The sequence below is a fragment of the Pseudoalteromonas prydzensis genome (genome assembly GCF_011050055.1).
Taxonomy (GTDB): Bacteria; Pseudomonadota; Gammaproteobacteria; order Enterobacterales; family Alteromonadaceae; genus Pseudoalteromonas; species Pseudoalteromonas prydzensis_A.
The window spans coordinates 1-12,703 of record NZ_DRGM01000099.1 but is presented as its reverse complement, the minus strand read 5'-3'; the positions used below and the strand labels follow the sequence as shown (position 1 = coordinate 12,703).

Genomic DNA, 12,703 nt, shown 5'->3' with positions numbered 1-12,703 from the left:
AACAACAGCATTTAAATTTGTTACAGGCGCAAAGAGAAGTAAATAAGAAACAAAAGGCTATCGGAAAACCCTAGCAGCTAGTCACTTCCCTAAAACCTAGCAACTTTACCACCGTAGGCGTTAGCTTGCTGACGCGAAAAGCGCAGCTTTTAAAATGTAGGTCGTGCCGTAGGCGGGAGTTTACCTCGCGCTTTGGTTTTTAATTAAATTTTACAAATCCATGCCTGCTAATTTAATTTTTGTAGCATAACCTCTTGCAGAAAACACCTTACATACGTGGTAAACAGAATCATCTTTATCAGCGGATAACCTATACGCTATTTTGGCTAGTTCTTTAGCGACATACATAGGAGATGCCGCTAATCCTTGTGGTCTTGGAACAAAGTTCATGGCCTTAGTACACTCTTTTGATGAGGCTAACATTTCTCAAACTAACTCAATCACTTTATCGTTAATCTCTATTTGGCTAGCTGTGCCTTTACTAAAAAACACCTCTAAGATCTTTTTTACGTCCTTGTCATCAATATCTTCATATTTTTTAGACATCATCCATTCCTTTGTTAAACATTATTTTTATCAGCAATTCTTTGCTTCCGTCAGTTCCTATACCAATAAACTCGTTAGGTTTACCTTCTTCAATATAAGCAACATAGTTTTTGTAAGCTGAGTTTTTTATTTCTAAATCAAAGAAGTAAACCCCACCTTTATCATATTTAATACCACTAGTAGTTGATTTTAAAAGGTTCTTTCTTTGGGCTTTTATATATTCGTTTTCAGGTTCACCATAAGGTGTGTATATAGATAAAAGGAGTTCTTTCACTGTCAATTTATTACCTGAAACAAAGAAGTGCTCTTCATGCGTGAAGTTTTCATCTTCAAATGAAATATCAATATAAGAACCCTCTTTCTTTAATTTATAGCCCACGATATTGCCTTCATTATCAACGGCTTTTTTACAGCTATCGAAGGGTGCTATTGGCTTTACTAATTGATAAATAGTGCGATCTTTACCCTGTAAGTCGCAATCTAAAATAGCTGCATTTACATGAAGCGAGCATAGAGCTAAAAAAGAGAGGTAGATTATTTTCATTTATATCCTTTAAATTAAATACGTTCCTATTTTGATGGTATCTGTTTTTTTATGCGCAGCAACACCCCATACAATATATGCAATTACGCCATAACCTTAATACGCTTAGCTTGCTGGCGTGAAAAGTGCAGCTTTTAAATTGCTTTACTTTCATGCAGTGAGCGCTGAACCACTTGATAACAAATTGCACGTTGTTGTTCTTGGTTTAAATTTACTTGTCGCATCGAAAGAATCGTTTTCACTATTTGTTTATGCGAAACAATTGGAAAGAGTGGCCGCTGTTTTAGTTCGACAAACCAACCAGGAAAGCACAAAACAGGCATAACCTGCGTGTTAAAACCGGTTGATTCATATAACCATTTATTCACCCAGTTTGCTTGATTTTGAGTTTGCTCTAACGGCTTACTTTCAAACCAAGAGGGAAATGCTAGATGATTATTCTCAAATTTGACTTTGTAATTTGCATCGTCTTTTATTCGCTTGTGTCTGCCTTTAGTTTCAATAGCAAAAATACCATTAGGCCCCACGACTAAATGATCAATGTTAAAACCATCTGCTTGTATATCATGAAATACCTGATAACCGTGTGACTGTAATTCTATCAGCTCAGAGGCAACAGCAAGTTCAGCATCACGGCCAAGTTTTAGCTTTATGAGATAGTTAGATTTAAGCCAGAGCTTTCTAGCCACATAAACTAAACCTAGCAAGATCATAATAATTAAGAAGTAATTAAACTTACCACTGGCAAACATTTCAGCAATGCCTTTGATAGCAAAAGGCATTGTTACTATCAAAACGGACAAGAAAATTAAGCCTATGACATCAACAATTTTATCGTTAACTTGTTCGTTGAGCGTTTGTGCGGCAGCACGTTTTAATTTATGACGTTCGATAGGAAGTTTAGCACTGCGTTGATGTGACCAAATACGGAAAAACAAAACACCGAGTAATGAGTAAACACTACCAACAATAACTAAAAGGCTGAGGCCTTGATTTAATAAATCATCCATGATGAGTTCCTGTAATAACAACTCATTCTTTATACATTAAAAACAGTTACATGTCGCGTTGGCGACGGCAACCAAAGAGAAGTAACCGCCGACTTCTCTTTGGAATCTCTCGGCGCCCAGAGCATTTTGCTATTTCCTCAAAACCGAAATTGATATGAACGTAAACGCCGTGTAAGGCACATCCATGTGCCAGTCACGGCTTTGATTGCATCCATGCAATCAATTACTCATCAATTGAGTCTTTTCGGGCAAAATGACGGGGGAATTGTCTTAGCAGCAGCCTTTAAGCAAAATTTGTCGATACACCAAGAGTTATGTATATTGAATTGAACTATGCCCTACTAGATTTACGAAGAAATATTAGATCGTACTAAATACCAAAACTCTTTAATTTAAGGAAATTCAGATATGGACATATTTCAATATTGGGACAGAATGAAACAAACTTCAGGTTATAAACATCCTGACGATCTAGTTGTTTTGAAAGAGCTTGAAGATGATATCAAAGGAGATATTAATTTTAACTTCCCTCCCGGTCCTTATTGGGGTCCTATTAAAAGTGCCAAAATAGTACTTTGTTATGCAAACCCAAGTATTAACTCTCCATCAATCGATACAATAAAGTGCAAAGAAAATGTCGATGTACTCATGAATCAATTAAAAGGAACTGAAAAGTATCCTTATAAGTTGAATGGCTGGGGAAAATGGTTTGAGCAAAAAGCTAATAGCTTGTTCCCTGATATTAATAAGGAGCAAAGGTTAGAGCTGGTCAGCCATCAAATGGCTGTGATAAATTTAATACCCTATGCATCTGAAAATATGGATAATTTAGCAAGTATCGCAAATTGCTTACCAAGCTCTTGGGTAGCACAACAGTTTCTCAGAGAACATCTAATACCTAAGGCTAAGAAGGGTGAGATTTTGCTTCTTATGTGTCGTTCAGCCCATCTATGGGGATTAAAATCATCCCATGGTTCAGACAATATAATAATTAATAAAACCCGTATGGGTTTTACAGCTGAAGTTAAAAGTAAAGCTCTAGCTTGGCGAAAGAATAACCTATAGTCATGCAATTAATTTTGTAAGCTTTGAGCATACCGACAATATTCGAATTTCTAGTTATGTCGCGTTGGCGACGGCAACCAAGGGGCGATCGATTTTCAAAGTTGACTCTGCTGCAAGTAATTCATCCCTGAAGCTGGGTTCCTGTCAGCATCCATGCTTCCACTTCCTCGCGCTGCGAAACTTCGTTTCGGTCACTCGTCACCCACGGCGCCCCTAGGATCACACGGCCTCCTCAATCTAAATTAATGATATGAACGTAAACGCGATGAAACACGTCCGTGTGTAAGCATCACTTAACGCGCATCCATGCTGTAAATTACTCATCATTAATTCAATTTCGGATGTGATCATGGGGAAATTGTCTTAGCAGCGACATGTTAATCTACCCCCTACTAAACATTATGAATTTCATTCTTCAAATTAATCTCAATCGGCTCAGGAAAAAGTAGTTCTAGGTTTCTTTTATCTATTTTAAATAGCGGTCCCTTTTCTGTAACGCGACCAGTTTTACCAGAACGTTTTATCAGATGATCCATTGTAATGACGCCTGAGCAAATCAATGGTATTAGCTGACTCAAAACAGGTGCTTTAGTGTGAACTATTCTTTCTAGTTGAAAAAATTCTTCACCACTTTCTTTAAAGCTTTTAGCTTGCACCCAAAATGTTTCTGAATGTTTTTCAATTAGCCTTTTTTTCAAAAGCTTAGCAGGCCAAACAGCTACTAACTCTTCATTTCGATACCATTCCTCAAGCTGGTCTTTTTGCTTATTGAATATAAAATGTAGCCCTTGAGAGTTTTGACGTTGAGTACTGACTGTGCAGTACAATTTAAAATCATCTTCTCTTTCATAGCCGTATCTATCTAAAATTTTTGCACTAGAGCCTTTAGTAAAATCAACTTCCTTGCAACCACAAGGGCTTAAATTCCAATCAGAAACTTGGGCAAACAAGGTTGTCCGGTTTTTACCTCCTCTACCAGACTTTATTTCGATACCATGGTAATCCGGATCTTTTGATGAATTTGCATCAATACCAAGTAAAGTCTCTAGTGTATAACCTATTGCTGTATCACCACTTCGCTGTGCTTTGAAAGGCTTTATAGCTAATTCTTTTATTTTATTAAGTAGCTCTGCTGAATAAGAGAACTCTTTGTTTATGTAGTTTGTTATTAATTTATAAATTTGGCTATAAGGGTTCTGTAGTTCAACCTCTAAATCAATTCGACTTAAGTTAATTAAATGTGGTGAGCCTTGATATATAACAATGGCAATTTGATCACCTGCAGTGGCAAACTTAGGTAATTGCCTATACCACATTCTTGGATCACCCTGCTTAGTTTTAGGACGGTAAAAGCTTCCAACAATTTCTTTGATTTCATTCGGATTAACTAAGTAGCTAACTTCTTTTCTTATAACTCCTTGCTCTTGTTGGAAGTAATAATGAAACTCCTCTAACTCAAAATGATCTCTTACTGATTGAGTTGCATCCAGAATAGATTTATTCAAACCTGTTTGCGTAGGCTCAAAAAGAGAAAACTCTACACCTAGCTTGGTCAAAGCAACTGTATTACTTCTCAGCAATAGTTTTTGCTCTAGCTGTAAGTCACTAGCCCTTTCTTGATCATAAACCTCATAATCCTTATCTGACATTTCAACTTCATTATATTCAACGAAGTTTGTAGAAATACTCGGTAACGGAATACCTTCTACTGCTTGTTTTTTTAACTCTTTTGAAACATCAGGCCAACTGGAATATCCATACTTACGAGCAACAATATCTAGTGCTTGTGCTTGGTTTAAACTGTCATTATTTTTTTTTAAAAGCTTTGCTTCTTGTTTGAGTCGTTTTTCATTTATCATTTTCGATGGTCCAAAGGTTTGGAATTCATCGCAGCTAGAATAAATTTAGATTAAATGGGTAATGCTAAATGCTTTTCCTATAATCAGGATGGCACTTCCCGTGCCGAAAAATATATGTAGTTAAAGTCATTCATTGATTTCAGTCCGAACACTGTAAATCTAGCTGCGAATTCACAACTTTATCTACAGAGTGGACACAAAGGGTCTTTTCAGGAAGGAAGGCTACTCTCATAAGCCTTTAATTAAGTTATTCTTTTCAAGCTCTTAAGTCAATACATAAAATAATTAATTCTTACCTGGACTTTTAAGAACGATTACAGTAAAATTCGATGGTTTTCATTTATTACTTGGTGTGTTTTGAATCATATTGAATTGTTTGCGGGCTGTGGTGGCTTAACATTAGGACTAGAAAGTGTAGGTTTTAAGACTGTACTTGCTAATGAGCTCTCACCTATGGCGGCTGAAACTTTTGCTTATAATTTTTTTAACGAGGATTTAGCGCAGTTAGCTGAAGGTGGTTTAATGCCACAAAATACACTGTGGTTAAACAGTAATTATAAAGATTTAAAACCTAGATTGAGAGAGAACCCCTTGAGCTTTCCTGAGTTCAAAAACAAAGATGGATTTTCTGATTTACCTGATGACTTAAAAAATATTCAAAATAAACTTATTGTTGGCAGCATCGTTGAACTTAATAAATTATTAGAAGCAAATTCAGAGCTATGCAACGAACTTCATAGTTCATTTGGTAAAGGTGAGTTAGATCTTGTCTCTGGCGGACCACCATGCCAAAGTTTTAGTATGGCGGGTATGCGTAAAAAAAATTGTGATAAAAATACTTTGCCTTGGGAATTTGCCACCTTCGTATCTCTAGTTCGCCCAAAAATTGCAATGCTCGAAAACGTAACAGGTATCTTACGCGCTTTTAAGGATGAAGAAGGAAACCAGTTCCATGCGTGGTATGAAGTTGCAAAAGTATTTGCAACTAAAGGTTACATTCCGCTTTGTTTACATATTAATGCTAGGTTTGCCGGAATAGCTCAAAACCGGCCTCGCTTTATCATGATTGCAATACGTGAGGACTATTTTGAAAAGCTTAAACATTTAAATGACGCTGAAACAAAGTTATTTAAACAATCACTTAGCTTTTTCAAAAAAGCTAAAAAGAACATTAATAGTGTAAAATTTGGTGATCTGCCCTATTTTGACATAACAAATGTAGAACATTTTAAGCTTTTTAAAGATAGCTTTCTTAGCTCTTTAATTGCTGACAATACCGCAACAGTTAAAGATGCGCTTGATGATCTAAAACTGATCAATCCTTCAGAAACATCTGCTTATATTAATGAATTAAATACCCACTTTTCAGGTGTGTTGGGTAATGTAGCTGAGCTAAAAAATCATGAACTAAGGGTAAACAGCGATATTGTAAAAAGACGTTTTAGAGTTTACCAAATACTTCAAGATATTGATAAAAAACAAGTAACAAAGGACGTATTTAACATTCTTAAAAATGGTGAAGCGACCTTAAGTAACGAGAGCGCAGCTTTATTACTCAATAAAGAGTTTTTAAATCAGCAAAATAAATTGGTTAAATTTAAAAATAAATTTGATCTGGTTCAATATCTTTTAGGGCACCCAACTAAAAAACAGACTCAAAAAGCTTTAATTGCAAATGCACCTGCACCTGCTGCACTCTCAATCCCTGATGATGCTTGCCACTATGATAAGAATGAGCTACGAGTTCTGACTGTAAGAGAAATGGCCCGAATTCAATCATTCCCAGATCAATTTGAATTCCGCTCAAAAGTCACTACAGGAGGCCAGATGCGTAAATTCGAAGTTCCGCAGTACACCCAAGTTGGCAACGCAGTGCCTCCACTGTTAGGCCAAAAATTAGGTGCTTGCTTAGTCAAGTTAACTGAACGCTTATAGTGCAATGAAGCTATGCTATACCTTGAGAAATTTGCCATTGCGTAGGCTTATGTGTACCTCTATTGCTTTGAATAAGTTCACAGTGAATATTATTATTATTGTCATACCCAATTGCTATTACATCACCCTCTTTAGCCGCCTCCATAACAGGCGAGCTTTGAAAATATAATCTATATTCTGCAGAACGATTTGGATTTCCTTCTCTAGCATCATACCATGTCAAATCCACAATATAAGTACGACTATCGCCCCGAATGGAAAAACTAGCCTTCTTAGTTACTCGATTAAAACCAAAAATATCCTTTAGCGGAGCTACTCCCTGAAATTCATGCTGGTTCGAACGTCTTATATCCGCTTCCACTGCTGTTAATGTTTTTATACAAGATTTACTAAATATAATCGGTTTTATCGCCATTTTTATTCCTTAATAATTATTGTTTTAAACTAGTTATAATATCTCGGTTCAAAGTCACTCGTAATAAGATTATAAGCTAGAGGTTATTGCCTATCCTCATAACTCCAATCCCCCCCTGATCACACCCGAAAGTTATAAATTGATGAGTAATCACTTGCATGGATGCAAGTTAAGCCGTGACTTCGTCATGGATGGCGAATACACTGCGCTTACGTTCATATCAATTTTTAACTTGAAGACACAGTGTGATCCTCGGGTACGCCGTGGGATTCCAAAGGGCGGTCGGCGGCAGCCGCCTTTTGGTTGCCATCGCCAACGCGATAAAACCTCGAATAGAGGTTATTTAATCCCTTTCCCAAAATCATGTAAAAATCACGACTAAAGCCCGTTCCTACAAAATTAATTATATTGTCGCGCTAAAGTACAACCTACAATTTAAAAGCTGCGCTTTGCAAGCCAGCAATCTCACAAAGCGGTAAAACCCACAACTAAAGTTAACTATATTTAGACTTTTAGGGGGAATTAATTAGCCACTTTGATCCTGTTATCCAACCGGCTCAATAAAAACAAGTCTTTTATAAAAACTCTCAGTACTTCATCTGACTCAGAACGTTTATTTTCAAACCGTATAGAAATTATTGAATTGATTAAACCAATAAGACGGATTAAAGCTTTTACGGTTTCTATGAAAACATGCAATCCAAATGAAAAAAGTAAAATTAGAAAAAAACCTGAAATCAAATTATTTGGTTCAAGCAGTTCGAAAAACAACTTTGAATCACTAACTCCTTTCATTACTAATAAAAAACAAATGGATATTAAAAAAATGAATAAGCTTAAAATTCTTGCCTTTGAGCTATCACTAAATAAATTAGAAAAGAACGTTTGCCAATAGTTCTCATAGGGTGTTTTTCTTTCAAAATAATATTTAAGCATTTTTTCATACTGCTCTGCGGTTTCAAAAAACTCTGTATTTTTAATGCCTACTTCTTTTAAAAGCCACTTTCTCTTAGCACGAAATAGCGCTCGTTTGCCATCTCCTTTTTCGCCATTTTTTTCAAGAATTAGTTTCTTTTTCTTTTCTTGTAAACTTGTAAAAGAAAGTAAAAATGCTACTTCACTAATTATTAATCCTGCACTACTGCTCAATTTTTGAGTAGAGCTAGAGCCTGTGGCTAATGAATAATATATTAAACAAAACATTCCTAGAAAAATAACAGCTAGAGAAATTGTAAAAAACCAGTTCCACTTCATTTTAGAATTTAGCCCTTTACTGCTTTCAAAAGCAAAATAATACTTTGTCGCTATATAATACAATTGTTCCAATTTATAAATTCCTTTCAAATTAATGGGTATAAACATTTAGCCATATATTTATTGGTGTAATAAAACTGAACTCTCGCCTACATTTATAAACACCAATCTTTCTACACACTCCAACTCCCCGTGATCACACCCGAAAGTTATGAATTGATGAGTAATCACTTGCATGGATGCAAGTTAAGCCGTGACTTCGCCATGGATGGCGAATACACGGCGATTACGTTCACATCAATTTTTAACTTGAGGACACAGTGTGATCCTCGGGTGCGCCGAGAGAGTCCAGAGAGAGGTCGGCGGCAGCCTCTCTTTGGTTGCCATCGCCAACGCGATAAAACCTCGAATAGAGGTTTTTAATCCCTTCGAAATCCCAATTAAAACCAAAAAATCACGGCTAAAGCCAGTTCCCACAAAAACAAAGCGCGAGGTAAACTCCCGCCTACGCGTCATACCTTGGCTTCTCTTCCGCCACTAAACTAAGCTCAACCCTTGGCTGCTCTTTTTGATGCAGGTATGACCCCACACCAGCGGCGTGTTCAAAACTATCTTTCGCTAACCACAATTTCGCACTGTTCGCCTGTGCAACTTGATACGCCCAGTCACTTACCGAACGTGATTTATCAGCATCACAATTAAAATAATCACTGAGTTCACGGGTTAAATGCTGACTATTTATTACTAAGTTTTGTTCTTGCCAGCGTTCGCGGTGCAACTGCGCGGCTAAAAAGTCGCGTTTACTGTTATTACAGCTGCTATGCGCTGCCACAAAGTTGTGGCCTAGATCGTTCGCGTAGCGGGCAAACGGAATAAAGTGATCGACCTCGGTTTTATTGTTCAACGGCTGTTGGCAATAAAAGCAATTACCGTGTTGTAGCTCGATTAACACAGGTTTGGCTTTACTCAGGGCGTTGCGATCAAAGCCGAACAAAAAGTCGTGCAGCTGGCTTTGTGGGCCAATTAGCGCTTGATTATGCTTAATACTTTGAATTTTTTGCAGCCAGGCATTTTTAGCCAAATACACCACCAAATCATAAAAGCGCCGAAAGCAACTGGCGATGCCTGCATTTAAGGTGATGTACTTAGTGCTGTTGGTATGCGGATATAAAAAGCATTCGGCTTGTTTTGCTAATATTTGTAAGCGCCACAATGGGCCACTTTTGAGTGTTGCCATTGCTGCGTTAAAGGTTGGCTTATAGAGCGAGCTTTGTTTTAACGTGCGTAAATTACGAATGTTGTTTTGCTGGCACTCATACAGTACCGAAATTACTTTAGATTGCGCGCCAGTGTTTTGTTTAAGCAAAGCGCTTTCGCCTGTTTGCTCTGAGGCAAACGGCACCGCATGGTGCCAATATAAAACAATGAGTTTGTCGGCCAAGGTGGCTAAATCTATTTTCAGCTCTGCTTGCTCAGATATAAGCGGTTGCTCAACACATACATCAGCCAACGCATGCAACAAGGCAAACTTGTACGTTGCGCTAAAATCACCTTCCACCAGCATACGCTGAATATAGGCAATAAAGTCGAGCTGTTGCTGCATTGCTGACATCATAAAACGGGCACGGCTTTAATTAGCGCATTGAGCCACACTTCATTTTCGCGCTCTGGGCGCTGATCAACCGTTTGCCATTGTTTTATTATTTTAAGCTCGGTGTGATGAGTAATGAGCGCAGTTAATCCGTCTTCGTTTAAATCGGTAAATTCGCGGCCGTTATGTTCGCGCTCTTGCATGCCGTATTTAAACGACACATACAAAACACCGTTTGGTTTTAGGGCATTTTGCAGTTTTAAAAACACCTGCGGTAACTCTACTTTTGGAACGTGCAATAAGCTGGCGCAACACCAAATACCATCGTATTTATTGGTACAATCGAGTTGTTGAAAAGTTTTAACCTCTACAGCTTGTTGTAAGTAATTGCTGGCTAACCTTGCGAGTTCAGCACTTGCGTCAAATGCGCTTATGGTAAAGCCTTGCTGTTTAAAGTAGGCTGCATCGCGGGCACTACCGCAGCCAGCATCTAAAATATGACCGTGGTTAGGAATAAGCGGTAAAAACTCAGCGTAAAGCGCCGACATATCAACATTAACTGTTGAGTCGCTAAAGCTTTGTGCGTTTTGGTTGTAGTAACTGAGTGTTTTAGTAGGCACTAAATCTACCGCTCCGTGGTTAATTAATAGTACTTAATGATTAGAGCGTTAAGCTTTCATTAAGTTTTATCCTAACCTAACATGAAAATGTATTAAAAACATAGAGTTTTCCGATGAGCACCAAGCACATAGCTTATTATTGATTTGCAGCTAGGTAATTAGTCTTGGTTATGAGCTTGTGTTGAAGGGCTAGGATCTAAAAAAGTAACAAGAAGCTAGGTTCTAGGAAAGTGACTCAGCTCTAGGCTGTGTTGGCTGCTCGTCGCTCGAAGCCCGCAGCTTTTGTCTGCTCATTTACTCTCATTCACTGCTCTTTGTGCAAAAAAAAGTGGCTAGGTTCTAGCAAAGTAACTAGGCGCTAGGTATGCACCTTGCTCGCTGCCGACATGTCGGCGCTGATCTTTTTAAATCACCTTGCAAACACATCAAATACCGCCAAACTAATCATTAACAATCTAATGACTGTATAGGTAATCATTTATGAAATCTGAACAAGCATTAAAACTGGCGCAGCGTTTGGGGGATTTAATTCGCCAACACCGTACTTTGCATTACACGCAGAGCACCTTTGCCAAGATGATTGGCGTATCGCGCTCTACCGTGCAAAAGCTTGAGCAAGGGGAAGTGGTTAAAAGTGATATTTTATTTGAAGCACTCGTGGTGTTGCAATTACAAGGATCACTGCTCGATGAAATTAACGAATTAGCTGCTGATGTAGGTGGCTATAATGCACGGCAACGTAAAACCAATAAAACACAGGTGATTAACGATGACTTCTGAGTGCTATGTGTATGGCGAAAGAGTTAGGTATTCGGTGTGCAAATACCCAAGTTCATGAAACTGATAACGGTGATGTGCTATTAGTTGAACGGTTTGATGTAAGTAATGGTTTACCAACTCATCACTTTTTAAGTGCCAACAGCTTACTGCAAAAGCCTAAAGTGGCGATCAGTGATTTAGCAACTTACTACAGTTACGGTGAACTGGCTGAGTTTATTCGCCACCATACTGGTGAGTATGCTGATGATGCAACAGAGCTTTACAAGCGCATGGTGTTTAATGCGCTGATTGGCAATACCGACGACCACAGCCGTAACCATGCTTTTTTGTATCACTTTGCTAATAAAACATGGCGCTTGAGCCCAGCTTACGACATCACCCCAATCAATAACTCAAAACAACATGGTATAGGCCTTGGCGATGATGGCCGATATGCCAGTATCGCCAATTTATTATCGCAAGCTAAACGTTTTGGTTTAACGAGGGCAAAAGCGACAAAAATAATCAGCCAAATGAAAGACTATACCCAGCAATGGCCGAGTCACTTTAAGCGCTTTGCTGATATCAACGATATAGATATAAAACGCTTAGCAAGTGTTATACCAGATATAGAATAGAAAGGTGCTAGGTTTTAGGGAAGTAACTAGGCGCTAGGTATGTTTCGCGGCACGTAGCTCATTGCTCGAAGCATGTTTATATGTCGCGAGGTAAACTCGCTGCTACCACTTTTAGAGGGTTTTGCTCATTTACCCTCATTGTCTGCTCTTTGTGCAAAAAAGTGGCTAGGTTCTAGGGAAGTAACTAGGCGCTAGGCTGTTTGCACAAGCTCGCTGCTCGTAACTCGAAGCCGTTATCTTCTCATTTACCCTCATTCACTTCTCTTTGTGCAAATTGGTTTTAAGTGATTTATTCACAAAGAGGTTAAGAGGCGCTGCGCTGACCCCCTGTGTCAGGATAGTTGTCGCCTCTAACTTTTAATAGAGGCAGATAAAAATGAGACGTCGATTTACACAAGAATTTAAAGTCCAAGCGGTTGAAAAAGCATTATCTCAATGTGATGATGTTCGTCTAGAAGATATTGCAG

At 38.1% G+C, this 12,703-nt stretch carries 13 protein-coding genes; 4 read left to right on the top strand and 9 right to left on the bottom strand.

The window, feature by feature from the left end; translation table 11 throughout:
* Positions 1-210: 210 nt before the first annotated feature.
* The 4 genes from ENH88_RS09020 to ENH88_RS09005 all read right to left on the bottom strand — a co-directional run bounded on the left by ENH88_RS09020 (position 211) and on the right by ENH88_RS09005 (position 2,100).
* Positions 211-390: a hypothetical protein gene (locus ENH88_RS09020; protein ID WP_304181813.1), complete on the bottom strand. Its 180-nt coding sequence runs from the start codon at positions 388-390 to the stop codon at positions 211-213.
* Between the two features lie 36 nt (positions 391-426).
* Positions 427-549, bottom strand: a complete 123-nt coding sequence (locus tag ENH88_RS09015) for a hypothetical protein (RefSeq protein WP_304181811.1) — start codon at positions 547-549, stop codon at positions 427-429.
* Positions 539-1,090 carry a hypothetical protein gene (locus tag ENH88_RS09010; protein ID WP_304181809.1) on the bottom strand — a complete coding sequence of 184 codons (552 nt, stop codon included), beginning with the start codon at positions 1,088-1,090 and terminating at the stop codon, positions 539-541. Before ENH88_RS09010 ends, ENH88_RS09015 begins: the two co-directional genes overlap by 11 nt.
* Before the next feature lie 134 nt (positions 1,091-1,224).
* Positions 1,225-2,100, bottom strand: coding sequence for a nuclease-related domain-containing protein (locus ENH88_RS09005; RefSeq protein WP_304181807.1), 876 nt, complete (start codon positions 2,098-2,100; stop codon positions 1,225-1,227).
* Between the two features lie 408 nt (positions 2,101-2,508).
* Here ENH88_RS09005 and ENH88_RS09000 point away from each other — a divergent pair, with 408 nt between their 5' ends.
* Positions 2,509-3,165, top strand: a complete 657-nt coding sequence (locus tag ENH88_RS09000) for a hypothetical protein (RefSeq protein ID WP_304181805.1) — start codon at positions 2,509-2,511, stop codon at positions 3,163-3,165.
* 392 nt (positions 3,166-3,557) lie between these two features.
* Here ENH88_RS09000 and ENH88_RS08995 read toward each other — a convergent pair whose 3' ends face one another.
* A complete protein-coding gene (locus ENH88_RS08995; protein ID WP_304181803.1) occupies positions 3,558-5,024 on the bottom strand; it encodes an MvaI/BcnI family restriction endonuclease in 1,467 nt (488 codons plus the stop codon).
* 357 nt (positions 5,025-5,381) lie between these two features.
* Between ENH88_RS08995 and ENH88_RS08990 the strand changes: the two genes are divergently transcribed.
* Positions 5,382-6,959 (top strand): DNA cytosine methyltransferase, encoded by a 1,578-nt coding sequence (locus ENH88_RS08990; protein ID WP_304181801.1) that lies wholly within the window; start codon positions 5,382-5,384, stop codon positions 6,957-6,959.
* 10 nt (positions 6,960-6,969) lie between these two features.
* Here ENH88_RS08990 and ENH88_RS08985 read toward each other — a convergent pair whose 3' ends face one another.
* The 4 genes from ENH88_RS08985 to ENH88_RS08970 form a co-directional block, all read right to left on the bottom strand.
* Positions 6,970-7,374 (bottom strand): hypothetical protein, encoded by a 405-nt coding sequence (locus ENH88_RS08985; RefSeq protein ID WP_304181799.1) that lies wholly within the window; start codon positions 7,372-7,374, stop codon positions 6,970-6,972.
* A 522-nt stretch (positions 7,375-7,896) separates the two neighbouring features.
* Positions 7,897-8,700, bottom strand: coding sequence for a hypothetical protein (locus tag ENH88_RS08980; RefSeq protein WP_304181797.1), 804 nt, complete (start codon positions 8,698-8,700; stop codon positions 7,897-7,899).
* A 433-nt stretch (positions 8,701-9,133) separates the two neighbouring features.
* Positions 9,134-10,243 carry an HNH endonuclease gene (locus tag ENH88_RS08975; protein WP_304181795.1) on the bottom strand — a complete coding sequence of 370 codons (1,110 nt, stop codon included), beginning with the start codon at positions 10,241-10,243 and terminating at the stop codon, positions 9,134-9,136.
* Entirely contained in the window at positions 10,240-10,839 is a 600-nt protein-coding gene (locus ENH88_RS08970) for a class I SAM-dependent methyltransferase (protein WP_304181793.1), read from the bottom strand. The genes ENH88_RS08975 and ENH88_RS08970 overlap by 4 nt, the downstream gene beginning before the upstream one ends.
* A 480-nt stretch (positions 10,840-11,319) precedes the next feature.
* Here ENH88_RS08970 and ENH88_RS08965 point away from each other — a divergent pair, with 480 nt between their 5' ends.
* On the top strand, positions 11,320-11,619 hold the full coding sequence (locus ENH88_RS08965; protein WP_304181791.1) for a helix-turn-helix domain-containing protein: 300 nt from the start codon (positions 11,320-11,322) through the stop codon (positions 11,617-11,619).
* An 11-nt stretch (positions 11,620-11,630) separates the two neighbouring features.
* Positions 11,631-12,236: a type II toxin-antitoxin system HipA family toxin gene (locus ENH88_RS08960; protein WP_304181790.1), complete on the top strand. Its 606-nt coding sequence runs from the start codon at positions 11,631-11,633 to the stop codon at positions 12,234-12,236.
* The last annotated feature ends 467 nt before the right edge of the window (positions 12,237-12,703 follow it).

Excerpts from the sequence above, each read along its gene's own strand:
- ENH88_RS09020 (WP_304181813.1), bottom strand. The coding sequence starts at position 390 with ATGAACTTTGTTCCAAGACCACAAGGATTAGCGGCATCTCCTATGTAT.
- ENH88_RS09015 (WP_304181811.1), bottom strand. The coding sequence starts at position 549 with ATGATGTCTAAAAAATATGAAGATATTGATGACAAGGACGTAAAAAAG.
- ENH88_RS09010 (WP_304181809.1), bottom strand. The coding sequence starts at position 1,090 with ATGAAAATAATCTACCTCTCTTTTTTAGCTCTATGCTCGCTTCATGTA.
- ENH88_RS09005 (WP_304181807.1), bottom strand. The coding sequence starts at position 2,100 with ATGGATGATTTATTAAATCAAGGCCTCAGCCTTTTAGTTATTGTTGGT.
- ENH88_RS09000 (WP_304181805.1), top strand. The coding sequence starts at position 2,509 with ATGGACATATTTCAATATTGGGACAGAATGAAACAAACTTCAGGTTAT.
- ENH88_RS08995 (WP_304181803.1), bottom strand. The coding sequence starts at position 5,024 with ATGATAAATGAAAAACGACTCAAACAAGAAGCAAAGCTTTTAAAAAAA.
- ENH88_RS08985 (WP_304181799.1), bottom strand. The coding sequence starts at position 7,374 with ATGGCGATAAAACCGATTATATTTAGTAAATCTTGTATAAAAACATTA.
- ENH88_RS08975 (WP_304181795.1), bottom strand. The coding sequence starts at position 10,243 with ATGATGTCAGCAATGCAGCAACAGCTCGACTTTATTGCCTATATTCAG.
- ENH88_RS08965 (WP_304181791.1), top strand. The coding sequence starts at position 11,320 with ATGAAATCTGAACAAGCATTAAAACTGGCGCAGCGTTTGGGGGATTTA.
- ENH88_RS08960 (WP_304181790.1), top strand. The coding sequence starts at position 11,631 with ATGGCGAAAGAGTTAGGTATTCGGTGTGCAAATACCCAAGTTCATGAA.